The organism is Paraburkholderia phymatum, from assembly GCF_038900715.1.
GTDB lineage: Bacteria > Pseudomonadota > Gammaproteobacteria > Burkholderiales > Burkholderiaceae > Paraburkholderia > Paraburkholderia phymatum_A.
The window spans coordinates 101,100-123,727 of record NZ_JAYMRZ010000021.1 but is presented as its reverse complement, the minus strand read 5'-3'; the positions used below and the strand labels follow the sequence as shown (position 1 = coordinate 123,727).

Genomic DNA, 22,628 nt, shown 5'->3' with positions numbered 1-22,628 from the left:
GATTTTTTGCAGAGAACACGGCGGCGCCGATGCGCGAGACGCCGCCGCAAACACGCTGCCGCGGCGGCGTCCTGCGCGTCAGATCGGCTGCGTGCGCGTTTCGAGCCACGCCTTCGCGTCGCCCGATACATGCGGCGACACGCGCGCGCGCACCTTCTGGTGATACGCGTTGAGCCACGCGCGCTCGTCGTCGCGCAGCAGGTTCAGCGCGATGCAGCGCGTGTCGATCGGGCACAGCGTCAGCGTTTCGAATTCCAGGAAATCGCCGAACTCGGTTTTCTGCGCCGGACGGTTGAGCACCAGATTCTCGATGCGAATGCCCCACTTGCCCGGACGATAGATGCCCGGCTCGATCGACGTGATCATGCCCTCTTCCATCGCCGTCCATGCTTCGGCGGGCGCGTAGTGCGAGATCACCTGCGGACCTTCGTGGACGTTCAGGAAATAGCCGACACCATGCCCCGTGCCGTGCCCGTAGTCAGCGCCCATTTCCCAGATCGGCGCGCGCGCGATGGCGTCGAGCATCGGCGAACGGATGCCGCGCGGAAACTTCGCGCGCGAGAGCGCCATCGTGCCCTTCAGCACCGTCGTGAAGTCGCGGCGATGCTCGTCGTTGATCGTGCCGATGGGCACGACGCGCGTAATGTCGGTCGTGCCGCTCAGGTACTGGCCGCCCGAGTCGATCAGGAGCAGGCCGTTGCCTTCGATCGTCGAATGCGACGCGGGCGTCGCGCGATAGTGCGGCATCGCGCCGTTGGCGTTGAAACCGGCGATCGTCGCGAAGCTCAGCGTGACGAAGCCCGGCCGGCGCGCGCGCGCCGCCGTCAGCTTTTCGTCGATCGTCAGTTCGGTGATCTTTTCGCGGCCGAGCGCGCCCTCGAACCACGCGAAGAATTCGGCAAGCGCCGCGCCGTCCTGCTCCATCGTCGCGCGCACGTGCGCGGCTTCGGCTTCCGTCTTGCGCGACTTGAAGAAGGTCGACGGATTCACCGACTCGACGATTTCCACCGACGCCGGCACCGATTGCAGCAAGCCAAACGTGATGCGGCGCGGGTCGATCAGAAGCGTCTGGCCGCCCGGCAGCGCGGCGAGCGCATCGGCGGTCTTGGCGTAGGGCTCGACGCGAATGCCGTCGCGCGCCAGCGACTCCGCCAGCTCCGCGGGCACCTTGCCGTCCGTCACGAAAAGCGACGCGCGTTCCAGCCCGATCAGCGCATGCGCGACGAACACCGGGTTGTAGTTCACGTCAGCGCCGCGCAGATTCAGCAGCCAGGCGAGATCGTCGAGCGTCGAGATGAAGTGCCACTGCGCGCCCTTTTCCTGCATTGCGCGGCGAATCCGGTCCAGTTTTTCCGCACGCGAAACGCTCGCGTGCGGCGCGGAGTGCTCGTAGACGGCGCCCGTCGGCAATTCCGGACGCTGCGGCCAGACGGTGTCGAGCAGATCGACGTCGGTGCGCAGCTTGACGCCGCGCGCCGTCAGCGCATCGCTCAGCGCGCGCGCCGCCGCGACGCCGAGCACCGCGCCGTCGACACCGACCGTCGCGCCCGCCGCCACGTTCTGCGCGAGCCAGTCGATGTGCGGCGCCGTCAGCTGGCCGCCGAACATTTTCATCAGCTGAATGCCCGTGCCCGCCAGTTGCGCCTCGGCCTGCACCCAATAGCGGCTGTCGACCCACAGGCCGGCAAAGTCGGCCGTCACGACCAGCGTGCCGACCGAGCCGGTGAACCCGGACAGCCACTCGCGGCCCTGCCAGCGGCCCGGCAGATATTCGGAGAGATGCGGATCGGCCGACGGCACGAGCCAGGCGGCGAGCCCTTGCTGCGTCATCGCGCTGCGCAGTTGTGCAATGCGCTCGGGGATCGAGGCAGTTTCGGGGAGTCGTACGTTCATCGGTTTCACCTGCAAAGAGTTCATCGACGGGATAACAAGCCGACCGTCACGGCAACGGCAACGGCAACGAGAGCGAAAGCGGTGCAGACGGGCCATTCGAGCGTATCGCCGTCATGGAAGAGCTGGACGACGTTGCCAGCCATGTGCGCGATGGCCGCCCCCGCCACGCCGACGAGGAGCGCCACCCACAGGCTCACGCGGCTCGCGCGCCGCAGCGGATGCAGCCACCAGCTGACCAGACCGACGGCGGCGCCAAGGAGGATCAGCCCGGGCCAGCCCATCAACGCACCCCGCCGCCGATCATCAATTTAAGACTTTTCTGATAGGCAGCTGTTTTATCGATGGCTAGCATTTTTTTCTCTTTCACTAGAAGGTCAGCACGGCTTTCTGCGTAGCGGTTGAGTTTAGGGGCCCGGGGCAAGGTTACGCAAGCCGAAAGCCCCCGCGCCAGGCCGCTGCGTCCCGTCCTTCGTCCCATGCGAATCGCCCTTATTGAGCCCGACCTGCGGCATGCGGAAATCGTCGGCCGGCTACTGTTTGCCGGTGGGCATGCCTGTCACCATTTTTCCGCCAGCGCGCCGTTTCTGGCGGGCGCTGCTCGCGAATTTTTCGATCTTCTCGTCACCGACGCGTTTTGCGGCGACGCAGCCGCCGAGGACGTGATCGCGCGCGTGCGCGAGGTGTTGCCCGGTCTGCCCGTCGTCGTGCTGATGACGTCGCCGCGCGAAAGCGAACTGGTTGCGACATTGCAGGCGGGCGCCGACGATTGTCTCGCGAAGCCCGCGCGCGGTCCTGAAATGCTGGCGCGCATCGACGCGCTGATGCGCCGCGCCGGCATCCGCCGCCCACGCAACCGCGCTCGGGAATTGTTCGGCGAATACGCGTTCGATGCAGGCCGCTCGGTCGTCACCTTTCGGGGCCAGAGCGTCGCGCTGACGCCCAAAGAACTCCAGTTCGCGCTGCTGCTGTTCACGAACATGTCGCGGGCCGTTTCGCGCGCGCACATCCTCGAAACTGTCTGGTCGCGCCGCCGCGACGTTAGGTCGCGCACGCTCGATACCCATGCGTCGCGCATCAGGACCAAGCTCGAATTGCGGCCGGAATTCGGCTACACGCTGGTTCCGCTGTACGGGTACGGCTACCGTCTGGACCAGATTCCTGTAGAAAAGGCGGATGGCGCGGATAAGGCCCCCGCCAATGAAAGATTCGTGGAAACGCTATAATATTGGGCCTAACCATAGCCCCAATACGTCGCCTTGCAAGGCCGTAGCGCCCCCGTGCAACTCTTAACGATCGGAATCAATCACCACACCGCGCCCGTCGCCTTGCGCGAGCGCGTGGCGTTTCCGCTCGAACAGATCAAGCCGGCACTGTCGACGTTCAAGGACATCTTCCTCGGTCGCACGGCCCGTGCCGCGCCGGAAGCGGCGATCCTGTCGACCTGCAACCGCACCGAGCTGTACTGCGCCACCGACGACCACGCCGCCCGCGAAGCGGCAGTCCACTGGCTGTCGAAGTACCACAACATCGCCGTCGACGAACTCGCGCCGCACGTGTACGCGCTGCCGCAGTCCGAAGCCGTGCGCCACGCGTTTCGCGTCGCGTCGGGGCTCGACTCGATGGTGCTCGGCGAGACGCAGATTGTCGGCCAGATGAAGGATGCCGTGCGCACGGCTTCCGAAGCCGGCGCGCTCGGCACGTACCTGAACCAGCTGTTCCAGCGCACGTTCGCCGTCGCGAAAGAGGTGCGGACCACGACGGAAATCGGGGCGCAATCTGTCTCGATGGCGGCGGCCTCTGTGCGCCTCGCGCAGCGCATTTTCGACAAGGTGGCGAACCAGCGCGTGCTGTTCATCGGCGCGGGCGAAATGATCGAGCTGTGCGCGACGCACTTCGCCGCGCAGCAGCCGCGTGAACTGGTTGTCGCGAATCGCACGGCAGAACGCGGCGAGCGTCTCGCCGGCCGCTTCAACGGCCGCGCGATTCCCCTCTCCGACTTGCCCGCCCGCATGCACGAATTCGACATCATCGTGTCGTGCACGGCGTCGACGCTGCCCATCATCGGCCTCGGCGCCGTCGAGCGCGCGGTGAAGGCGCGCCGTCACCGGCCGATCTTCATGGTCGATCTCGCCGTGCCGCGCGACATCGAACCGGAAGTCGGCCAGCTCGAAGACGTGTTCCTGTACACCGTCGACGATCTCGGCGCGATTGTCCGCGAAGGCAATGCGTCGCGGCAAGCTGCCGTCGCGCAAGCCGAAACGATCATCGAGACGCGCGTGCAGAATTTCATGCAGTGGCTCGACGCGCGCAGCATCGTGCCCGTCATCCGCCACATGCATACGCAGGCCGACGCGCTGCGCCGCGCCGAAGTCGAGAAAGCCCAGAAGATGCTCGCGCGCGGCGACGATCCCGCAGTCGTGCTCGAAGCGCTGTCGCAGGCGCTGACGAACAAGCTGATCCACGGCCCGACGCACGCGCTCAATCGCGCCAGCAGCGAAAACCGCGATCAGCTAATCGAGCTGATGGGCGGCTTCTACAAACACGCTCACTCTTCGACGGAGCGTTAGCGGCGCTCCACGCCGACACATCGCGTGTTGCCGCCCAGGCTCGCACGGTGCGTTATCCGCAGTATCCCGGGCATTCGTCCCGATTTCGTCCCGAATCCCGAATTTAGCCGTCCTTTCCGGAGTCCGCTCCGAACGCCCCAATGAAAACGAGCATGCAAGCCAAGCTCGACCAGCTCACTACCCGGCTGGCCGAACTGAATGACCTGTTGAGCCGCGAAGACGTCACGTCGAGCATCGACCAATACCGCAAACTCACGCGCGAACACGCGGAGTTGCAGCCTCTCGTCGAGCATTACGGTCTGTGGCGCCAGGCGCTGAACGATGCGGCGACGGCGCAGGAACTGCTGTCGGACGCATCGATGAAGGATTTCGCGGAAGAGGAAATTCGCACGGCGCGCGATCAGATGGAAAAGCTCGAAGGCGAGCTGCAAAAGATGCTGCTGCCTAAAGATCCGAACGACGACCGCAACATCTTCCTCGAAATTCGCGCGGGCACGGGCGGCGACGAGTCCGCGCTGTTCGCGGGCGATCTGTTGCGCATGTACCTGCGCTACGCGGAACGCAACCGCTGGCAGGTCGAGATGATGTCGGCGAGCGAATCGGATCTGGGCGGCTACAAGGAAGTGATCGTGCGGATCGCGGGCGACGCCGCGTACTCGAAGCTCAAATTCGAGTCCGGCGGCCATCGCGTGCAGCGCGTGCCGGCGACGGAAACCCAGGGCCGCATCCACACGTCGGCGTGCACGGTCGCGGTGATGCCGGAAGCGGACGAAATCGGCGAGGTCGAAATCAATCCCGCCGATCTGCGCATCGACACGTTCCGCGCGTCCGGCGCGGGCGGTCAGCACATCAACAAGACCGATTCGGCCGTGCGCGTGACGCACCTGCCGACGGGCATCGTCGTCGAATGCCAGGACGACCGCTCGCAGCACAAGAACAAGGATCGCGCGCTGAAGGTGCTCGCTGCGCGCATCAAGGACAAGCAGTACCACGAGCAGCACGCGAAGGAAGCCGCGACGCGCAAGAGCCTGATCGGCTCGGGCGACCGCTCGGAGCGCATTCGCACCTACAACTTTCCACAAGGCCGTCTCACCGATCACCGGATCAACCTGACGCTGTATCGCCTCGAAGCGATCATGGCAGGCGATCTCGACGAACTGATCGCCGCGCTCGTGTCCGAGCATCAGGCGGAATTGCTGGCGTCGCTCGGCGACGCGGACTGAGCCGCACGCATGAATACAGCCGATACCGTCGCCACGCTGCTGCGCGCATCGCCGCTGCCTGCGCTCGAAGCGCGCATTCTGCTCGGCCACGCGCTCGGCTGGCGCCGCACGGAACTGATCACGCGCGCCGACGTCGCACTCGATCCGCAAAAAGTCACGGCATTTCGGGAGCTTCAGGCGAGACGCGTCGATGGCGAGCCCATTGCGCAGCTCATCGGATCGCGTGAATTCTTCGGGCTCGATTTCGACGTCACGCGCGATGTGCTCATTCCCCGCCCCGAAACCGAATTGCTCGTCGAAACGGCCGTGCACGCGCTCGAAGCGCGCGCCGCGCGCGCCCGCGTGCTCGATCTCGGCACGGGCACGGGCGCGATCGCCGTGTCGATTGCGTGGTCGCGTCCGGATGCGCGTGTCTGGGCCGTCGACCGCTCGGCGGAAGCACTGGCCGTTGCCGCGCGCAATGCGGTCCGGCTGCTCGAGCCGAAGCGCCCCGGCGGCGACGTGCAGATCGCGCAAGGCGACTGGTACGGTGCGCTCGACGCGTCGCTTACGTTCGATGTGATCGTCAGCAACCCGCCGTATATCGCGAGCGGCGATCCGCATCTGTCGCAAGGCGATTTGCGTTTCGAGCCGCGCAGCGCGCTCACCGACGAGGCCGATGGGCTATCGGCGATCCGCGCGATCGTCGCGGGCGCGCCGTCGAGGCTGGCGCCCGACGGCGTGCTGTGGATGGAACACGGCTACGATCAGGCGGAAGCCGTCCGCGCGATTCTCACCGCGCAAGGTTTCGCAGATGTCCGTTCCGAGTGCGATCTGGCGGGCATCGAGCGCATCAGCGGCGGGCGCTGGCCGGGCTGACACGCGACGAAATCACGTCGATTCCGCCACCGGCCGGCATCGGCGAAATCCGCTATCATTTGACTCTACCCCCAACACATACCGGAACCGCAAGGTCAGTCATGGACACGCAACAACGCATCAAGCAAATCGTCGACGAAAACCCCGTCGTGCTTTTCATGAAAGGCAACGCGCAATTCCCGATGTGCGGCTTCTCGGGCCGTGCGGTGCAAATCCTGAAGGCATGCGGCGTCGATCAGTTCAAGACGGTCAACGTCCTCGAAGACGAAGCCGTCCGCCAGGGCATCAAGGAATACTCGAACTGGCCGACCATCCCGCAGCTGTACGTCAACGGCGAATTCGTCGGCGGCTCGGACATCATGATGGAGATGTATCAGTCGGGCGAACTGCAGCAACTGTTCGCCGCAGCCTGATTCACGCAGACGGGCGCCGCACGCCATGGAACCTCGCGCAGCGGCGCCACGTCGTCTCATCATCGCCATTACGGGAGCGACGGGCGCGATCTACGGCGTCCGGCTGCTTCAAACGCTGCGCAAGCTCGGCGGCGTCGAAAGCCACCTGCTGATTTCCAGCGCAGGGTGGCTCAATATCCAGCACGAACTCCAGTTGCCGCGTGAAGACGTGCATCCGCTCGCGGATGTCGTTCATTCCGTGCGCGACGTCGGCGCAAGCATCGCGTCGGGCTCGTTCGCGACGGACGGCATGATCGTCGCGCCCTGCTCGATGAAAACGCTCGCGAGCGTTGCTCACGGACTCTCCGACAATCTCATCACGCGCGCCGCCGATGTCACGCTCAAGGAGCGTCGACGACTCGTGCTGATGGTTCGCGAAACGCCGTTCAATCTCGCGCATCTGCGCAACATGACGGCCGTTACCGAAATGGGCGGCGTGATCTTTCCGCCATTGCCCGCCTTCTACAACCGGCCGACGACGATCGACCAGATGGTCGACGACACCGTCGCGCGTGTGCTCGATCTGTTTGCGCTGGGCCCGGCGCTCGCGCCGGCGTGGCAAGGGCTGAATAGCCCGGCGCAATAAGCCGGGCGCGGTTGTCTCACGTCGCGGTCCGCGCGTGTCGACCATTCGACTCGATTCACAACAGCGGCGAGACAATCAAATCCACGTTGAGCCGTTTATCAATCGCGAGTGCCGCTTTATATTCGAATCAACAAAACCTTTCCGGCCTCAACGGCCCGCACCGCCATGACCCGCTTGCCTTCCCTCTTTCTGTCGCACGGCGCGCCGACGCTGCCGATCGATCCGTCGATGCCGCGCGAGCAGTTCGCCTCGCTTTCCACCGAAGTGCCGCGCCCGAAGGCGATTCTGATGCTGTCCGCGCATTGGGGCACGCTGCAGCCCGCCGCCAGCACATCGGACGCGCCTGAGACGATTCACGACTTTTACGGCTTTCCGCGTCAGCTGTATGAGATCCAGTACCCAGCGCCCGGTGCGCCCGACGTCGCGCGACGCGCGGCGGAATTGCTCGACGAACAGGGCATGCCGACGGCGACGCAACCGCACGGTCTCGATCACGGCGCGTGGGTGCCGATGCTGCTGATGTTCCCGCATGCCGACGTGCCGATCGCCCAGTTGTCGATCCAGCCGCGGCTCGATCCCGCGCATCACTTCCGCGTGGGGCGCGCGCTGCGTCCGCTGCAGGACGAGGGCGTGATGATCGTCGGTTCCGGGCAGATCACGCACAATCTGCGCGAGGCGGATTTTTCGGCGCGGCCCGAGGATGCCGATCCGCGCGTCACCGAATTCACCGACTGGTTCGAGACGCGCCTCGCCGCCCGCGATATCGACGCGCTGCTCGACTATCGACGCCAGGCGCCGCACGCCGCGTTCATGCATCCGACCGACGAGCACCTGTTGCCGGTATTCGCGGCGCTCGGCGCAGCAGCCGACGACTATGAGCTCGGCATTCAATCGCTCGGAACGTTCCAGCGCTCGCTGGCGATGACGAACTACGTGTTCGGCAACGCGTAAGCGCCGCCATCGCCGGGACGAAAAAAAGCCCGCCAGGATTCTGGCGGGCTTTTGCTTTATGGCGAATCAGGCAATTCGCGGCGATCAGGCGCCAATGCCTTCGAGAATCTCGTCTTGCGCTTCACGCTCGTCGAGATACCCGGTGCGATAGCCCGTATGCACGCCCCAGTAATAGAACACGAGCGAGAACGCGATCACGACCAGCATGTCCCAGCCATACGGCAACAGCCCCATCCCGCCGAACTGCTTGCTGCCGATCAGCGACAGGATCGCCATGCCCGGCAGGTACGCCACCAGCCACCACGCCGCCTTCAGATCCTGGTTGAAGCCCGTGAAGCCCGACTTCGCCTGGAAGTAGAAGAACACCGGCAGCGCGACGATCATCAGCAGGATGATCTCGCCCGTCAGCGGCCACTTCGCCCAGTACAGGATCAGCGACGCGCACACGAACGCGAACGGCGCGATCACGCCCATGCCCGGAATGTGCAGCGGGCGCTCGAGGTCCGTCGCCGAGCGGCGCAGCGACATCAGGCTGATCGGGCCCGTCAGGTACGAGATCACCGTCGCCACCGAGATCACCGCCGCCAGCGAGCTCCAGCCGCGGAAGAAGAACAGGAAGATGAACGACACCAGCAGGTTGAACCACATCGCCGGACGCGGCACGCCGTACAGCGGATGCACGCTGCCGAACATCTTGGGCATCGTGTTGTTGCGCTCCATCGCGTAGATCATGCGCGTGGTCGTCGCCATGTAGGTCGTGCCCGTGCCGCTCGGGCTGATGAACGCGTCGACGTACAGCAGGATCGCCAGCCAGTTCAGGTTCAGCGCGATCGCCAGCTCCGCGAACGGCGACTTGAAGTTGAACTGGTTCCAGCCCTTCATCACGTCCGCCGGGCTCACCGCGCCGATGTACGCAATCTGCAGCAGCACGTAGATCACCAGCGCCAGCAGGATCGAGCCGATCACCGCGAACGGCACGCTCTTCGCCGGATTGCGCGCCTCGCCCGCCAGGTTGACGGGACTCTGGAAACCGTTGAACGCGAACACGATGCCGCTCGTCGCCACAGCTGTCAGCACCGCCGACCAGCCATACGGCGCGAACGTGCCCACCTCGCCGAGGTTTTCCTTGTGGAAGCCGCTCATCATCAGGCCGAGAATCGTCAGGCCCGGAATGATGAACTTGAAGATCGTGATCGCCGTGTTGGCGCGCGCAAAGACCTTCACGCCCCAGTAGTTCAGCAGGAAGTAGATGACCACCAGCACCGCCGACAGCAGCAACCCCGGTGTCGTCAACGAGCCGTTGATGAACAGGTTGTGCGCCCACTCGTACGGCCACGTGCTCATGTACTGGATGGAGGCCTCGGCCTCGATCGGAATCACCGACACGATCGCGATCCAGTTGGCCCATGCGCTGATGAAGCCCACCAGCGCGCCGTGCGAATAGCGCGCGTAGCGCACCATGCCGCCCGACTCGGGGAACATCGACCCGAGTTCGGCATACGTCAGCGCGATCGCGAGAATCACGACAGCGCCGATCACCCACGCGCAGATCGCGGCAGGACCTGCAATCTTGGCTGCCTTCCAGGCGCCGAACAGCCAGCCCGATCCGATGATCGAGCCGAGCCCCGTCAGCATCAGCGCGAATGGGCCGATGTGCCGTTGAATAGAACTATTCACGTCTTCTCCTGTGTCGACGGGGGTCAGGCGTTGGCACCTGCTCCCGTCCCATGCAAGATGGTAACTATCTGAAAGCACGCCGATGCCGCGTGCCACGAGAGACGGCTGGAGGTCATCCAAAAGACTAGGGCATACGGCGGGCGGGCGCGAGTCCGGGTTCGGGTTATGCAAGGTGCAACCCGTCGCGCGCGGGGCGTAGTTTAACGGTTGCACCGCGCGATTGCAGTCAAAAACCGTAAGCGCCCTATAAAAAAATCAAGAACATAGCAAGCTTTGTAAGACAAACCGTGCGGCGCTGATATCCCCGTCCTATATGGGGATTTAAAGATTGCGGTTGACCTTCTCTCGAAATGCCCGTATAAAGGACAGGCAGGATTTCAAGCGGCGAGTGAATTGGTCTTTCGTAGTTCGCCCATCAACGGTACTCCGGTTGGTCCCATTACCCTTCCTTGATTTTCATGCACCCTCGGGCTACGGCCTTTTTTTTGGCTTCGGCCTTGTTCACCATTTTTAGGAAAAAGTAATATGGAAACCGGTACCGTCAAGTGGTTCAACGACGCAAAGGGCTTTGGCTTCATCACGCCGGACGCCGGCGGTGAAGACCTGTTCGCGCATTTCTCGGAAATCCGCGTCGAAGGCTTCAAGACGCTGCAGGAAAACCAAAAGGTTACCTACGACGTCAAGACGGGCCCGAAGGGCAAGCAAGCCGCTAACATCAAGCCGGCCTAAGCTTCGCCTCCTTCTGGAACGCAAAAAACCCCGCCTTGGCGGGGTTTTTTGTTTATTACTCAATGCGATTAACGGCGCGCTGTCTGAGATCTTTATCGGAATAGACGTCGCGCGTGAATGCCCAAACCGGTTGCGACGCTGGCGAGCCGGTCGCCGAAAACTGGACGCGCATCGGGAAACGCCGCCGCGAGCACGCTCGACAGAAACGCGAGCCCCGTCGATCCACCCGTGAAGTACAGCGCATCGACGTCGCGCGGCCCGACGCCCGCCCGTTGCACCGTTTCGCGCGCAGCCTGCACGATGCGCTGCGTCTCGTCCTTGCCGGCGGCGATCAGTTGCGCTTCGTCGAAAGCAAGGCGCAAGTCCTCCTCGACGATCTCCAGATCGATCAGCGTCTCGCCGCCCGCCGCAACGCCGATCTTCGCTTCCTCCGCGTGCGCCGCGAGTGCATGGCCAAAGCGCTGCTCGACGACGCGCATCAGCCGGTCGTGATGGCGCGTGTCCGAGTAAAGGTGCCGCATCAGCCCCAGTTCCGACACGCGCTTCGGCGTGTAAATCGTGTTGATCAGATGCCACGTCGCGAGGTCGAAATAGACGCGGTTCGGCACTTCGCGCCCTTCGGGATCGAGCGACTGATAGCCGAGCTCGCGCAGGATCGTCGCCAACTCGACACGCCGGTCGAAATCCGTTCCGGCGACGTGCACGCCGTGGTGCGCCAGCACGTCGTCCTTGCGCTCCAGGCGCGTCATCCGCTCCGGGCCGACGCGCACCAGCGAGAAGTCCGACGTGCCGCCGCCGATATCCGCGACCAGCACGAGCCCTTCCTGCGTCAGATGCGCCTCGTAGTCGAACGCGGCCGCGATCGGCTCGTACTGGAAGTGAATCTCCTGCAGCCCGACCGAACGCGCCGCCGCTTCCAGCTGCTGTTGCGCGAGCAGATCGGCGCGCGGATCGTCGTCGACGAAAAAGACCGGGCGCCCGAGCACCGCGCGGCTGACCGACGTGCCCGCCGCCTGCTCCGCGCAGCGCTTCAGATGCGTGACGAAGATCGCGATGACGTCGGTGTACTTGATCGCGCTGCCATCGCCGAGATCGGTCGTGTTCTCGGCAAGCGGCGAGCCGAGAATGCTCTTCATCGAGCGCATCAGGCGGCCGTCGAAGCCGTCGATATACGCCTCCAGAGCCGCGCGGCCGTACTCGCGCGTGTTTTCGTCGGTGTTGAAGAAGACGGCGGTGGGCAGCGTCGTGTACGCGCCTTCGACGGGCGCCAGCTTCAACACAGCCTGTTCAGCCGACGGGCCGCCGACCGGGACGGCAACTGCCGAGTTAGACGTGCCGAAGTCAATCGCGCAATAGGTCATGGCAGGAAACGCCGCTCGCGCTGGCGCGCACAGAAAGAGGACGGGCTTTGTAACATGAAAGCGGTGACACCATCAACCGACAACGACCCGACAGCAACCGTTAGCGCACCGCTCGCCTTGCAAGCGTCGCGGAATGCAATTTGCTCCATCGAAGGGTCGCGCCGCGCACGGAAGAATCCGACAGGATACCCCGTCGGAATGCCGGCTTGCAGAACCTTCCGATCACTCGACGGATCACATTCGGACATTCAGACGAGACTTCAGGAGACTCGATGGAGGAATCCTCCGCCGCCACGGTTCGCAGCGACTCGACGATGATCGTCGAGACCGATCTCCCATCGCGGCTCGACCGCTTGCCCTGGGGGCGCTTTCACACGCTGATCGTCGTCGCGCTCGGCGTGACGTGGCTGCTCGACGGCCTGGAGGTGACGCTCGCCGGCTCGGTGGCGAGCGCGCTGAAGTCGAGCGCGGTGCTGCGGCTCTCGAACGCGGACGTCGGCCTCGCGGGCAGCGCGTATATCGCCGGCGCGGTGCTGGGCGCGCTCGGCTTCGGCTGGCTGACCGACAGGCTCGGGCGGCGCAAGCTGTTTTTCATCACGCTCGCGCTGTATCTCGCGGCCACGGCGGCGACGGCTTTTTCGTGGAATCTCGCGAGTTTTCTCGTCTTTCGCTTTCTGACGGGGGCGGGCATCGGCGGCGAATACACGGCGATCAATTCGACGATCCAGGAGTTCACGCCCGCCCGCGTGCGCGGCCACACCGATCTCGCGATCAACGGCACGTTCTGGATCGGCGCGGCGCTGGGCGCGTTCGGCTCGCTGGTTCTGCTCGATCCTCATCTGCTGCCCGGCGACTGGGGCTGGCGCGCGTGCTTTTTCATCGGCGCGGCGCTCGCGCTGGCGATTCTGCCGATGCGCGTCTGGATACCCGAAAGCCCGCGCTGGCTACTGACGCACGGCGAAGAGAAAGAGGCGCGCTCGATCGTCGAAGGCATCGAAGCACGCTTTCGCGCCGACAATCACACGCTCGCCGACGACAGCCTGAACCGCCTGCTTCTGCGGGCTCGCGAGCGCACGACACTGCGCGAGGTTTTCCACACGCTGTTCATGCTGCACAGGCGCCGCGCGCTGGTCGGGCTGTCGCTGATGACGGCGCAGGCGTTCTTCTACAACGCGATCTTCTTCACCTACGCGCTCGTGCTGACCGACTTCTATCACGTGCCGGGCGAGCACATCGGCTGGTACATCCTGCCGTTCGCGTTCGGCAATTTCACGGGGCCGCTGTTAATCGGCAGGCTGTTCGACGTGATCGGCCGCCGCAAGATGATCGCCGCGACCTACGCGCTGTCGGGAATCCTGCTGACCGTCAGCGGCTATATGTTCGAAAAGGAAATGCTTTCCGTGACGACGCAGACGATCTCGTGGATGGTGATTTTCTTCTTCGCCTCTGCGGCCGCGAGTTCGGCGTATCTGACCGTCAGCGAATCGTTCCCGCTCGAAATCCGCGCGCTCGCGATTGCGGTGTTCTATGCGTTCGGAACGGCGCTCGGCGGGATTGCGGGGCCCGCCTTCTTCGGCCGTCTGATCGACACGCACCAGCGCAGCGAAGTCTTTTCCGGCTATCTGGTCGGTTCGGCGCTGATGCTCGCCGCCGCGCTAATCGCCGCGATCTGGGGCGTCGACGCGGAACGGCGGTCGCTCGAAACCGTCGCGACGCCGCTCTCCGCCGTCGACAGCGAGTAGTCGCACGCCCATGAAAAACGCGGCCCTTGGGCCGCGTCGGATCATCGTGCGAAAGCGCTTTGCGGATCGGTCAGAACGCCTTGTTCCACGCACCCGCATAGGCGATGTCGCCGAGCGGCAGACGCGCGCGCGCCGACTTCTCGCGCTCACGCAGCACAGGATCTAGCTTGTCGATATCGCCGTAGTGCGCAAGCGAAATCATCGCGATCACTTCGACGTCGTCGGGCACCGCGAACGCCTTGCGGAATGCGTTCACGTCGAAGCCGCTCATCTGATGCGCGGCGAGTCCGAGCGCGTGCGCCTGCAAGACCAGCGACATCGCCGCCGCACCCGCGTCATACGGCGCGCAGCGGTTCACTTCGCCCTTCGACGTCAGCGTGTGCGTCGTCACGCAGATCAGCACCGGCGCATTCGCGTTCCAGGCCTGATTGAACGGCACGAGTGTGTTGAATGCTTTCTTGAACGCTACTTCGTCCGTCGAGCGATCGAACACGACGAAGCGCCACGGCTGCATGTTGTACGACGAAGGCGCCCAGCGCGCCGCTTCGAGGACCGCGCGCAGATGCTCGCGGCTCACTGGCTCGCTCGAATACGCGCGCGGGCTCCAGCGGCCGGCGATCACTTCATGAATGGGAACGTCGGTGGGTGCGGGTTTGTTGGTCATGCGCATCTCTCGGTCGAAATTCATGAATGGCGGGCCGCAGCCCGACGGCCCACTAGAATAACCGAGGTGTCCCGATCCCGCTTCGCTCTTCGCTCTTCGCGCGTCACGCAGATGCAGATCTCGCGAGCGCATGAGAAAAGCGCGCCGCGGCTCTTCGCCCGCGACGCGCTATGAGGTGGGTCGAACCGGTTGCTTCTGCATCGAAACGCGGCGTCTAAAAGGGACGACGGGAGGACGCAAGCAGACGCCGCGACGCAAACGTCAGACGGCGGCCTGGCTCGCCACGCGCTGTTCGCCGCGATTGATCCGCAGCACGATGATCGACGCGACGAGGCACAAGCCGCCCGAGATCATCGACGCAACCGTGTATGTGCCGAGGCTCGCGCGCAGCATGCCCGCGCCGAGCGCCGCGAACGCCGCGCCGAGCTGGTGCCCCGCGACGACCCAGCCGAACACGACAGGCGCCGAGTCCTTGCCGTACACATCGGTGGCGAGGCGCACGGTCGGCGGAACGGTGGCGATCCAGTCGAGGCCGTAGAACACGGCGAAAAGCGGCAGTCCGAAAAAGTCGATGCCGAACGCGTGTGGCAGATAGATCAGCGACAGCCCGCGCAGCCCGTAGTACCAGAACAGCAGCACGCGGGCGTTGAAGCGGTCCGACAGCCAGCCCGACAGCGTCGTGCCGAACAGATCGAAGATGCCCATTGCCGCGAGCAGCGATGCGCCCTGCACTTCCGTCATCCCGTAGTCGCCGCACATCGCGATCAGGTGCGTGCCGACATAGCCGTTCGTGCTCGCGCCGCAGATGAAGAAGCTGAAGAACAACAGCCAGAAGTCGCGCGTCTTGCTTGCCGAGGCCAGCGTGCCGAATGCGATTGCAAGCGGGTTCTGCTTGCTCATGTCGGAGCGGATGGGCGCGTCGGCGGGTGAGCCGTACGGACGCAGCGCCATGTCGGCGGGACGCTCCGGCAGCAGGAACGCGACGAGCGGCAGCACGACGGCCGCGGCTGCCGCGACCGTCCATACGACGGGCCGCCAGCCGTGATGCTGCGCGATCGCCGCGAGCAGCGGCAGGAACACGAGCTGGCCCGTCGCCGAACTGGCGGTGAGTATGCCCATCACGAGACCGCGATGCGTCGTGAACCAGCGGTTGACGACCGTCGCCGACAGCGTCAGCGCCGCCACGCCCGTCGCGCCGCCGACCATCACGCCCCACACGAGAATCATCTGCCACGGATGCGTCATCAGCGACGACAGGCCGACGCCCGCCGCCATCGTGCCGAGCGCCACCAGAATGGTCGGGCGCACGCCGAAGCGCTGCATCGCTGCCGCCGCGAACGGGCCCATCAAGCCATACAGCGCGATATTCACCGAAATCGCCAGCGAAATCGTTGCGCGGCTCCAGCCGAAATCCTGTTCGAGCGGCACCATCATCACGCTCGGCGTCGCGCGCGTGCCGGCCGCCGCGAGCAACACCAGAAAGACCACCGCCACGGCCAGCCAGCCGTAGTGGAAACGCCCACGTATCATTCTTGCTGCCCAGTTCATCGGTTCTCCAATCGGTTCGCCGTACTCGATGCATCGCGGAACGGATTCTTACCAGCTTCGTAAAGGACTTGTGACCGCTCTGTCACAATCAGTCTTGCGATCTTAGTTACCGATCGGTAACATGTCAAGGCGTCTTACTCGTGGATCACAAGACCATGGCCCATTCCGACACCACCAAATCCGCGCCGAGCCGCCGCACGCAGACGGCCGGTTCCGAAGCGCAGCAGCACCTGCTACGCGCCGCCGCCGACCTGTTCTACCGGGAAGGCGTGCGGGCGGTGGGCGTCGACGCCGTCGTCGAGCGCGCGGGCGTCAACAAGATGAGCCTGTATCGCCAGTTCTCGTCGAAAGACGATCTGGTGGTCGCTTATCTCGAACAGTCGGACCGGCATTTCTTCAAACGCTTCGACGAGAGCATCGCGAAACATCCCGGCGACCCGAAGAAGCAGATCGCGCAGTATTTCGAGGACCTGTCGGGACGTGCGTCGAAAGACGACTATCGCGGGTGCCCGTTCGTCAATGTGTCGGCGGAATTTCCGGACCCTTCGCATCCGGCCCGGCTATGCGTGCTGAACAACAAGACCAGGCTGATGCAGCGCTTGAACGAGCTTTGCGCCGCCGCGGGCGCGCGCGATCCGGGTGAACTCGCGAACGCGCTTGCGCTGCTGATCGAAGGCGTTTATGCATCGAGCCAGACGTATGGTCCGGGCTGCGGGCCGATCAAGGTCGCGCCGCTCGTCGCTGTGCAGCTTGTCGCACAGGCATGCGGAAAAGCGCCGGTAAAATAGCGGTTTGAATTCCGCGGTTTGAACTCCGCTTTACCGCCCGCCTCACAATGCCTTCGATGCCTGCCGAATCACACGACACCATTCTCGACGCCACCCGCCACTGGCTGACACGGGCCGTCATCGGGCTGAATCTGTGTCCGTTTGCGAAAGCGGTGCACGTGAAGAACCAGATTCGCTACGCGATCAGCGAAGCAACGGACACGGAAGGCGTGCTCGCCGATCTGGAAACCGAACTGCGCACGCTGGCGGAATCCGATCCCGCCGACATCGACACGACGCTGCTGATCATCCCGCACGCGCTCGCCGATTTTCTCGAGTACAACGACTGCCTGTTCTTCGCGGACCGGATGCTGAAACAGTTGCGGCTGGAAGGCACGCTGCAGATCGCGAGCTTTCATCCGCATTATCAGTTCGAGGGCAGCGGCCCCGACGATATCGAGAACTACACGAACCGTTCGCCGTGGCCGATCCTGCATCTGCTGCGTGAAGCGAGCATCGCGCGCGCGGTCGACGCCTTTCCGGACGCCGCCGACATCTACGAACGCAACGAGGAAACCATGCGGCGCCTCGGCCCGGACGGCTGGCGCGAGTGGATGAGCGAGCCCGCCAAGGACTGACGGGCTAGCGTCCGCTGCATCTCAAGCCTCGACGTAAAAACGCTCGCGCAACTCGCCGATGCCGAGCGTTTCCATCACTTCGTTGAGCCGTTCCGTCGGACGACGGCGCGGCAAGTCCTTATAGGTCGCGATGATGAGCTCGTTCTTCATCGAGTGCTCCCAGCCGACCAGTTCCGTCACGTTGACCTGATAGCCGTGCGCTTCCAGTTGCAGGCAGCGCAGCACATTGGTGATCTGACTGCCGAACTCGCGCGTATGCAGCGGATGCCGCCAGATCTCCGTCAGCGCGCTGCCGAGCGATTTGCCCTTGTTCTTACGCAGCACGCCCGCCACTTCCGCCTGGCAACACGGCACGACGACAATGTACTTCGCGTGCTTTTCCAGCGCAAAGCGGATCGCGTCGTCCGTGGCCGTGTTGCACGCGTGCAAGGCCGTGACAATGTCGACGTTCACCGGCAGTTTGTCCGAAACAATCGACTCTGCTACGGAAAGATTCAGAAACGACATCCCCTTGAAGCCAAGGCGGGCGGCAAGCTCTTCGGACTTCGTAACCAGTTCCTCGCGCGTCTCAATGCCGTAGATGTGCGAGTTATCCCGCAGTTCCTTGACGAACAGGTCATAGAGAATAAAGCCAAGGTAGGACTTGCCCGCGCCATGATCGACGAGGGTCAGTTCCCCCTTCGTCTCTTTCAGGTCCTGGAGCAGTGGCTCGATGAACTGGAACAGGTGATAAACCTGCTTGAGCTTGCGGCGGCTGTCCTGGTTCATCTTGCCGTCGCGCGTCAGGATATGGAGTTCTTTCAGCAGTTCGATCGACTGATTGGGACGGACTTCGTAAGTTTTGCTAGACATCGAATAAGCGCGCCACCGATTGCATCGCGAACGTGCGTCAGGTGACGGAAAAAGGGAAAAGTGTCTGTCAGTTTACCCAAAGCGCGGTGGACGGTCCCGGTTCTTCCGCGTCGACGGCGATAACGCGCCCCGCCAGGAACAGTTCGTGCAGCAAAGCGGCTGACTCTGGATCTGCGGGGCAAGCGTATCGCGTGCAGGAACCGTCCGTCGCGGACCCGAGGCAAGCCATACGGTGCGCCTGAGGGCGCAGGACGCATGACAAGAGACAAGCGACCGGCCGCTGCGGCGTCGAAAAACCGCCGGTACGCGTGGGGAGGGTCGAACGGCAACATGGTTCGAACGTTACGTAACCTGAAGTGCGTCGGGACTGCAACGAAGCGCGCTCAGATCTCATGAGGCGGCAAATGGATACCACACCCAACGGAAACGCCGAGCGGAAGTTTCAGGAGCTCATGGCGAAACTGCTGGCCACGCCCGAATGGACGGAAAAGCAGCAACTGGAACTCGAAATGGCGCGCGACATCTCCGTCGAGATGTTGCACCTCGCGGAAGCCATGCGCGACGGCAGCGTCGATCTCGAGACGTGCCTGACGCTGCTCAAATATGCGAAAGTGCTGGACTTCGTGATGACGACACTCGCGTCGCGTCGCGACATCAAGCCTCAAACGCTGCGCGTGATCTTCAAACTCGCGGGACTCAAGGTCGACGAAGCCTATCCTGGCTAGTCCGTCACCGGCTGCGCGGCACGTCGCGCAGCCGCTTGCTTCTTGCCTGCGCCCCGCTTGCGGCTGCATGTATTTTCTCGCCAGGTGGGCGCAATGATCCGAACGCCGCGCCTGAGTCCACACATACGCTATGCAGCGGCGGCAGGCCCGCCGAGCGGCGGCGTCCCATCGTGGAACATCGACTTCAATTGCTCGCGCAGTTCTGGCGTATCGCTGTGCTTGTGCGCCTGGACTGCGTGGCCGACGGCGGCTTCGAGCAGTTCGCTTTCCGAATCGGCGGATAGCGTGACTGTGCAGTTGATGTCGCTCGGGAATTCGCGGCAATCGATGTATTTGCGACCCATGACAGTCTCCTCAGACCAAAATATCGCGCGCGACGCGTGTGCTGGCGCGGCCTCGCCTTATCGATCGGCGAAGCTGTGGGCAGCGGCGAATGCGTGAGTCGTGCGCGACAGGACGGCGCGAAGTGCGCCGGAACGGAAGGGATGTGAGAAAAGTATAGGTCGCGTGGGTCGCCGCGCGAGGCCGCTGCGGGTTTGCTGCGGGTTTGCTGCGGGTTTGCGGCGGGTTTGCGGCGGGTTTGCGGCGGGTTTGCGGCGGGTTTGCGGCGGGTCTGCGGCGGGTCTGCGGCTGGTCTGCGGCTGGTCTGCGACTGGTCTGCGGCGGGTCTGCGGCGGGTCTGCTGCCGGTCTGCGGCCGGTCTGCTGCCGGTTTGCCGCGTTCCCAGGCCGGTGGGACAATACCGGCCTTCGCGCCGCGCGCTTTGCCGCGCTTCTCACTCACTCCGTCACCGCCTCAAGCCGATGTCGAACTCGCCCGATCACGTCCAGGATCATGTCCGCGTTGCCGTTATCGGCGGCGGCCCAGCGGGGCTGATGGCCGCCGAAGCGCTGGCGCGCGGCGGCGTGCGCGCCGATGTGTATGACGCCATGCCGTCCGTCGGCCGCAAGTTTCTGATGGCGGGCAAAGGCGGCATGAACATCACGCACTCCGAGCCGATCGAGCCATTTCTCGATCGTTACGGCAAGCGCCGCGCGGACATCGCGCCGCTGCTCGACGCATTCGGACCGCATGCGCTGCGCGCGTGGCTCGATGAGCTTGGCGTCGAGACGTTCGTCGGCAGTTCGGGGCGCGTGTTTCCGGCCGACATGAAAGCCGCGCCGATGCTGCGCGCGTGGCTTCATCGGCTGAGGGAAGCGGGCGTGCGCTTTCATATGCGGCACAAGTGGACCGGCTGGTCGTCTTCGTCCGACGACGCGCGCAGCCTGCGCTTTGCGACACCCGCAGGCGAGCTGGACGTCGCCGCCGACGCCGTGGTGCTCGCACTCGGCGGCGGCAGCTGGGCGCGCCTCGGCTCCGATGCCGCGTGGGTCGCGCTGATGAAAGCGCGCGATGTCCCGGTCGCGCCGCTGTTGCCCACGAACTGCGGCTTCGACGCCGACTGGAGCGACTACTTCCGCGAGCGCTACGCGGGCCAGCCGGTGAAGTCGGTGTCGATCAGCGTCGAAGGCGTGGACGGCGTTGTACAGCATCGACAAGGTGAGTTCGTCGTGACGTCGACGGGGATTGAAGGGAGTCTCGTGTATGCGCTCTCGTCGACGATTCGCGACCGCCTGCTCGCCGAAGGCGGCGCGACGATACGGCTCGATCTCGCGCCTGGCTTGACGGCGCAGCGCGTGATCGATGAAGTGACGCGGCCGCGCGGCTCGCGCTCGATGTCGAGTCACCTGCATAGCCGCATCGGCATTGCGGGCGTGAAGCTCGGCTTGCTGCACGAATGCCTGTCAAAGAACGATTTCACCGATGCCGCAAAGCTCGCTCACGCGATCAAGTCGCTGCCGCTTCGGCTTGCGCGCACGCGCCCGATCGACGAAGCAATCAGCAGCGCGGGCGGCGTTCCATTCGAAGCGCTCGATCGCGCGTTGATGGTGAGGCAGTTGCCCGGCGTGTTCTGCGCGGGCGAGATGCTCGACTGGGAGGCGCCGACGGGCGGCTATCTGTTGACGGCCTGTTTCGCGAGCGGACTCGTCGCGGGGCGCGGCGCGCTGGATTATGTCGAGGCGTTGAAGCGCTGAGCTTTGGCTCGGTTGCGGCCGCTTTTGTCTGCTTGCGCGCGCTTCCGTCTGCTTGCGGTCGCTTCCGTTTGCGCCCGCTTCCGTCTGTTTGCGGCAGCTTCCGTCTGCGTGCGCCCGCTTGCGCAATCAGCGCTTCATTTGGCTTTGAGCCGCCACAGCGACGTGACCTCGGCGACGCGCGCCGTGTGCAACGGGTCCGTCGTGTCTGTCGCCTTCGGATGACGCGGCTTGATGTCCTCGCGCCCAACGACGGTAAGACCCGCTTTGTCGATTGCGGCGAGCAGCCAGTCGCGCGTGCGCATGCCGAGATGTTCCGCGAAATCGGACAGAATCAGCCAGCCTTCGCCTTGCGGCTCGAGATGATCGGCAAGTCCGTTCAGAAAACCGAGCAGCATCCGATTCTCATAGTCGTACACCGCGTTCTCGATCGGCGATGCGGGACGCGCCGGCACCCACGGCGGATTGCAGACGACGAGCGGCGCGCGTCCCTCGGGGAACAGATCCGCTGCGACGATCTCGACCTGCCTGTCATAGCCGAGGCGCGTCAGGTTTTCTTTCGCGCATGTCAGCGCGCGCGGGTCCTGATCGGTCGCGACGATACGCTTGACGCCGCGCTTCGCGAGAACCGCCGACAGCACGCCCGTGCCGACGCCGATATCGAACGCCTTTTCGAGCGACGGCAACGGCGTGCGCGCGACGAGATCTACATACTCGCCGCGCACCGGCGAGAACACGCCGTAGTGCGGATGAATGCGCTCCTGAAGCGCGGGAATCTCGACGCCCTTCTTGCGCCATTCGTGCGCGCCGATCAGGCCAAGCAGTTCGCGCAACGAAACGATTGACGGGTCCTGTGTCGGCGGTCCGTAGACTTCTTCGCACGCCTCGTGAACATTGGGCGCGCGGCGCAACGGGATCGTATAGTCGCGATCGAGCGGAATCAGCACCATGCCGAGCGTGCGTGCGCGCTGCGACTGCGCTTGCCGGTGGAGGTTGAACGCATCCAGCGGACTGGCGGCCTGCTTGCGCGGCTTGCGCTCCAGCCGGCGAGTCATCGCCTGCAACAGTTGGCGTGCATTCTGGAAATCGCCGCGCCACAGCAGCGCGGTGCCCTCACAGGCGAGGCGATAGGCAGCATCGGCCGTCGTGCGATCGTCGACAATGACGACGCGCTTGGCGGGCGGGACCGCGGCTTCGGAGCGCCAACGCGCGGAGTGCGGGCCGTCGGCTTCGGGCCAGGTCAAGGTGGGAAAATCGGTCATAGGTCTGTGACGCGGAAGGCGGTGCAAGCATTTACGCGCCGCATGCTCTCGTTTCAATGCC

At 64.4% G+C, this 22,628-nt stretch carries 22 protein-coding genes; 13 read left to right on the top strand and 9 right to left on the bottom strand.

The window, feature by feature from the left end:
• Positions 1-78: 78 nt before the first annotated feature.
• Both VSR68_RS31480 and VSR68_RS31475 read right to left on the bottom strand, forming a co-directional pair.
• Positions 79-1,893 (bottom strand): aminopeptidase P family protein, encoded by a 1,815-nt coding sequence (locus tag VSR68_RS31480; protein WP_342943530.1) that lies wholly within the window; start codon positions 1,891-1,893, stop codon positions 79-81.
• A 20-nt stretch (positions 1,894-1,913) separates the two neighbouring features.
• On the bottom strand, positions 1,914-2,174 hold the full coding sequence (locus tag VSR68_RS31475; protein ID WP_342943529.1) for a hypothetical protein: 261 nt from the start codon (positions 2,172-2,174) through the stop codon (positions 1,914-1,916).
• 195 nt (positions 2,175-2,369) lie between these two features.
• Between VSR68_RS31475 and VSR68_RS31470 the strand changes: the two genes are divergently transcribed.
• The 7 genes from VSR68_RS31470 (at position 2,370) to VSR68_RS31440 (ending at position 8,530) form a co-directional block, all read left to right on the top strand.
• Positions 2,370-3,116: a response regulator transcription factor gene (locus VSR68_RS31470; RefSeq protein WP_342943528.1), complete on the top strand. Its 747-nt coding sequence runs from the start codon at positions 2,370-2,372 to the stop codon at positions 3,114-3,116.
• Positions 3,117-3,170: 54 nt separating this feature from the next.
• The gene (hemA, locus tag VSR68_RS31465) at positions 3,171-4,460 is read left to right on the top strand and encodes a glutamyl-tRNA reductase (RefSeq protein ID WP_342943527.1); all 1,290 of its coding nucleotides are present in this window, start codon (positions 3,171-3,173) and stop codon (positions 4,458-4,460) included.
• 140 nt (positions 4,461-4,600) lie between these two features.
• A complete protein-coding gene (prfA, locus tag VSR68_RS31460) occupies positions 4,601-5,683 on the top strand; it encodes a peptide chain release factor 1 (protein WP_342943526.1) in 1,083 nt (360 codons plus the stop codon).
• 9 nt (positions 5,684-5,692) lie between these two features.
• The gene (gene prmC, locus VSR68_RS31455) at positions 5,693-6,541 is read left to right on the top strand and encodes a peptide chain release factor N(5)-glutamine methyltransferase (RefSeq protein ID WP_342943525.1); all 849 of its coding nucleotides are present in this window, start codon (positions 5,693-5,695) and stop codon (positions 6,539-6,541) included.
• 101 nt (positions 6,542-6,642) lie between these two features.
• Complete coding sequence (gene grxD / locus VSR68_RS31450) at positions 6,643-6,954, top strand: Grx4 family monothiol glutaredoxin (RefSeq protein WP_342943524.1); 312 nt, start codon at positions 6,643-6,645, stop codon at positions 6,952-6,954.
• Positions 6,955-6,979: 25 nt separating this feature from the next.
• Positions 6,980-7,579: a UbiX family flavin prenyltransferase gene (locus tag VSR68_RS31445; protein WP_342943523.1), complete on the top strand. Its 600-nt coding sequence runs from the start codon at positions 6,980-6,982 to the stop codon at positions 7,577-7,579.
• A 165-nt stretch (positions 7,580-7,744) separates the two neighbouring features.
• Entirely contained in the window at positions 7,745-8,530 is a 786-nt protein-coding gene (locus tag VSR68_RS31440) for a class III extradiol ring-cleavage dioxygenase (RefSeq protein WP_342943522.1), read from the top strand.
• Positions 8,531-8,614: 84 nt separating this feature from the next.
• Here the strand turns inward: VSR68_RS31440 and VSR68_RS31435 are convergent, their stop codons facing one another.
• Positions 8,615-10,207 carry an APC family permease gene (locus VSR68_RS31435; RefSeq protein ID WP_342943521.1) on the bottom strand — a complete coding sequence of 531 codons (1,593 nt, stop codon included), beginning with the start codon at positions 10,205-10,207 and terminating at the stop codon, positions 8,615-8,617.
• Positions 10,208-10,732: 525 nt separating this feature from the next.
• Here VSR68_RS31435 and VSR68_RS31430 point away from each other — a divergent pair.
• Positions 10,733-10,936, top strand: a complete 204-nt coding sequence (locus VSR68_RS31430; protein WP_012402098.1) for a cold-shock protein — start codon at positions 10,733-10,735, stop codon at positions 10,934-10,936.
• A 92-nt stretch (positions 10,937-11,028) separates the two neighbouring features.
• Here the strand turns inward: VSR68_RS31430 and VSR68_RS31425 are convergent, their stop codons facing one another.
• Positions 11,029-12,297 (bottom strand): Hsp70 family protein, encoded by a 1,269-nt coding sequence (locus VSR68_RS31425; protein WP_342943520.1) that lies wholly within the window; start codon positions 12,295-12,297, stop codon positions 11,029-11,031.
• Positions 12,298-12,569: 272 nt separating this feature from the next.
• Between VSR68_RS31425 and VSR68_RS31420 the strand changes: the two genes are divergently transcribed.
• Positions 12,570-14,039 carry an MFS transporter gene (locus VSR68_RS31420; RefSeq protein ID WP_342943519.1) on the top strand — a complete coding sequence of 490 codons (1,470 nt, stop codon included), beginning with the start codon at positions 12,570-12,572 and terminating at the stop codon, positions 14,037-14,039.
• Between the two features lie 70 nt (positions 14,040-14,109).
• On the opposite strand, the gene VSR68_RS31415 is transcribed toward VSR68_RS31420, so the two are convergent.
• Both VSR68_RS31415 and VSR68_RS31410 read right to left on the bottom strand, forming a co-directional pair.
• Positions 14,110-14,703, bottom strand: a complete 594-nt coding sequence (locus VSR68_RS31415; RefSeq protein WP_342943518.1) for a nitroreductase family protein — start codon at positions 14,701-14,703, stop codon at positions 14,110-14,112.
• Positions 14,704-14,964: 261 nt separating this feature from the next.
• A complete protein-coding gene (locus VSR68_RS31410) occupies positions 14,965-16,251 on the bottom strand; it encodes an MFS transporter (RefSeq protein ID WP_342943517.1) in 1,287 nt (428 codons plus the stop codon).
• A gap of 155 nt (positions 16,252-16,406) precedes the next feature.
• Here VSR68_RS31410 and VSR68_RS31405 point away from each other — a divergent pair, with 155 nt between their 5' ends.
• Together VSR68_RS31405 and VSR68_RS31400 are read left to right on the top strand one after the other, a co-directional pair.
• The gene (locus VSR68_RS31405; protein ID WP_342943516.1) at positions 16,407-17,039 is read left to right on the top strand and encodes a TetR/AcrR family transcriptional regulator; all 633 of its coding nucleotides are present in this window, start codon (positions 16,407-16,409) and stop codon (positions 17,037-17,039) included.
• A 56-nt stretch (positions 17,040-17,095) separates the two neighbouring features.
• The gene (locus tag VSR68_RS31400; RefSeq protein ID WP_428983633.1) at positions 17,096-17,656 is read left to right on the top strand and encodes a DUF1415 domain-containing protein; all 561 of its coding nucleotides are present in this window, start codon (positions 17,096-17,098) and stop codon (positions 17,654-17,656) included.
• 21 nt (positions 17,657-17,677) lie between these two features.
• Here the strand turns inward: VSR68_RS31400 and VSR68_RS31395 are convergent, their stop codons facing one another.
• Complete coding sequence (locus tag VSR68_RS31395; RefSeq protein WP_342943514.1) at positions 17,678-18,508, bottom strand: SAM-dependent methyltransferase; 831 nt, start codon at positions 18,506-18,508, stop codon at positions 17,678-17,680.
• 404 nt (positions 18,509-18,912) lie between these two features.
• On the opposite strand from VSR68_RS31395, the gene VSR68_RS31390 reads away from it, so the two are divergent.
• Positions 18,913-19,233, top strand: a complete 321-nt coding sequence (locus VSR68_RS31390; protein ID WP_087736351.1) for a DNA-binding protein — start codon at positions 18,913-18,915, stop codon at positions 19,231-19,233.
• A 128-nt stretch (positions 19,234-19,361) separates the two neighbouring features.
• Here the strand turns inward: VSR68_RS31390 and VSR68_RS31385 are convergent, their stop codons facing one another.
• On the bottom strand, positions 19,362-19,577 hold the full coding sequence (locus VSR68_RS31385; protein ID WP_342943513.1) for a DUF1059 domain-containing protein: 216 nt from the start codon (positions 19,575-19,577) through the stop codon (positions 19,362-19,364).
• A gap of 459 nt (positions 19,578-20,036) precedes the next feature.
• Between VSR68_RS31385 and VSR68_RS31380 the strand changes: the two genes are divergently transcribed.
• Entirely contained in the window at positions 20,037-21,308 is a 1,272-nt protein-coding gene (locus VSR68_RS31380; protein ID WP_342943512.1) for a TIGR03862 family flavoprotein, read from the top strand.
• A gap of 134 nt (positions 21,309-21,442) precedes the next feature.
• Here the strand turns inward: VSR68_RS31380 and VSR68_RS31375 are convergent, their stop codons facing one another.
• Complete coding sequence (locus VSR68_RS31375; protein WP_342943511.1) at positions 21,443-22,567, bottom strand: class I SAM-dependent methyltransferase; 1,125 nt, start codon at positions 22,565-22,567, stop codon at positions 21,443-21,445.
• Positions 22,568-22,628: the final 61 nt, after the last annotated feature.

What these genes read in the sequence shown, in the direction of transcription:
- VSR68_RS31410 (WP_342943517.1), bottom strand. Translation starts at nt 16,251, where the DNA reads ATGAACTGGGCAGCAAGAATGATACGTGGGCGTTTCCACTACGGCTGG.
- prfA (WP_342943526.1), top strand. Translation starts at nt 4,601, where the DNA reads ATGAAAACGAGCATGCAAGCCAAGCTCGACCAGCTCACTACCCGGCTG.
- VSR68_RS31380 (WP_342943512.1), top strand. Translation starts at nt 20,037, where the DNA reads ATGTCGAACTCGCCCGATCACGTCCAGGATCATGTCCGCGTTGCCGTT.
- VSR68_RS31430 (WP_012402098.1), top strand. Translation starts at nt 10,733, where the DNA reads ATGGAAACCGGTACCGTCAAGTGGTTCAACGACGCAAAGGGCTTTGGC.
- VSR68_RS31390 (WP_087736351.1), top strand. Translation starts at nt 18,913, where the DNA reads ATGGATACCACACCCAACGGAAACGCCGAGCGGAAGTTTCAGGAGCTC.
- VSR68_RS31405 (WP_342943516.1), top strand. Translation starts at nt 16,407, where the DNA reads ATGGCCCATTCCGACACCACCAAATCCGCGCCGAGCCGCCGCACGCAG.
- grxD (WP_342943524.1), top strand. Translation starts at nt 6,643, where the DNA reads ATGGACACGCAACAACGCATCAAGCAAATCGTCGACGAAAACCCCGTC.
- VSR68_RS31425 (WP_342943520.1), bottom strand. Translation starts at nt 12,297, where the DNA reads ATGACCTATTGCGCGATTGACTTCGGCACGTCTAACTCGGCAGTTGCC.
- VSR68_RS31375 (WP_342943511.1), bottom strand. Translation starts at nt 22,567, where the DNA reads ATGACCGATTTTCCCACCTTGACCTGGCCCGAAGCCGACGGCCCGCAC.
- VSR68_RS31400 (WP_428983633.1), top strand. Translation starts at nt 17,096, where the DNA reads ATGCCTGCCGAATCACACGACACCATTCTCGACGCCACCCGCCACTGG.
- VSR68_RS31445 (WP_342943523.1), top strand. Translation starts at nt 6,980, where the DNA reads ATGGAACCTCGCGCAGCGGCGCCACGTCGTCTCATCATCGCCATTACG.
- VSR68_RS31475 (WP_342943529.1), bottom strand. Translation starts at nt 2,174, where the DNA reads ATGGGCTGGCCCGGGCTGATCCTCCTTGGCGCCGCCGTCGGTCTGGTC.
- VSR68_RS31480 (WP_342943530.1), bottom strand. Translation starts at nt 1,893, where the DNA reads ATGAACGTACGACTCCCCGAAACTGCCTCGATCCCCGAGCGCATTGCA.
- VSR68_RS31470 (WP_342943528.1), top strand. Translation starts at nt 2,370, where the DNA reads ATGCGAATCGCCCTTATTGAGCCCGACCTGCGGCATGCGGAAATCGTC.
- VSR68_RS31395 (WP_342943514.1), bottom strand. Translation starts at nt 18,508, where the DNA reads ATGTCTAGCAAAACTTACGAAGTCCGTCCCAATCAGTCGATCGAACTG.
- prmC (WP_342943525.1), top strand. Translation starts at nt 5,693, where the DNA reads ATGAATACAGCCGATACCGTCGCCACGCTGCTGCGCGCATCGCCGCTG.
- VSR68_RS31420 (WP_342943519.1), top strand. Translation starts at nt 12,570, where the DNA reads ATGGAGGAATCCTCCGCCGCCACGGTTCGCAGCGACTCGACGATGATC.
- VSR68_RS31415 (WP_342943518.1), bottom strand. Translation starts at nt 14,703, where the DNA reads ATGACCAACAAACCCGCACCCACCGACGTTCCCATTCATGAAGTGATC.
- VSR68_RS31440 (WP_342943522.1), top strand. Translation starts at nt 7,745, where the DNA reads ATGACCCGCTTGCCTTCCCTCTTTCTGTCGCACGGCGCGCCGACGCTG.
- VSR68_RS31385 (WP_342943513.1), bottom strand. Translation starts at nt 19,577, where the DNA reads ATGGGTCGCAAATACATCGATTGCCGCGAATTCCCGAGCGACATCAAC.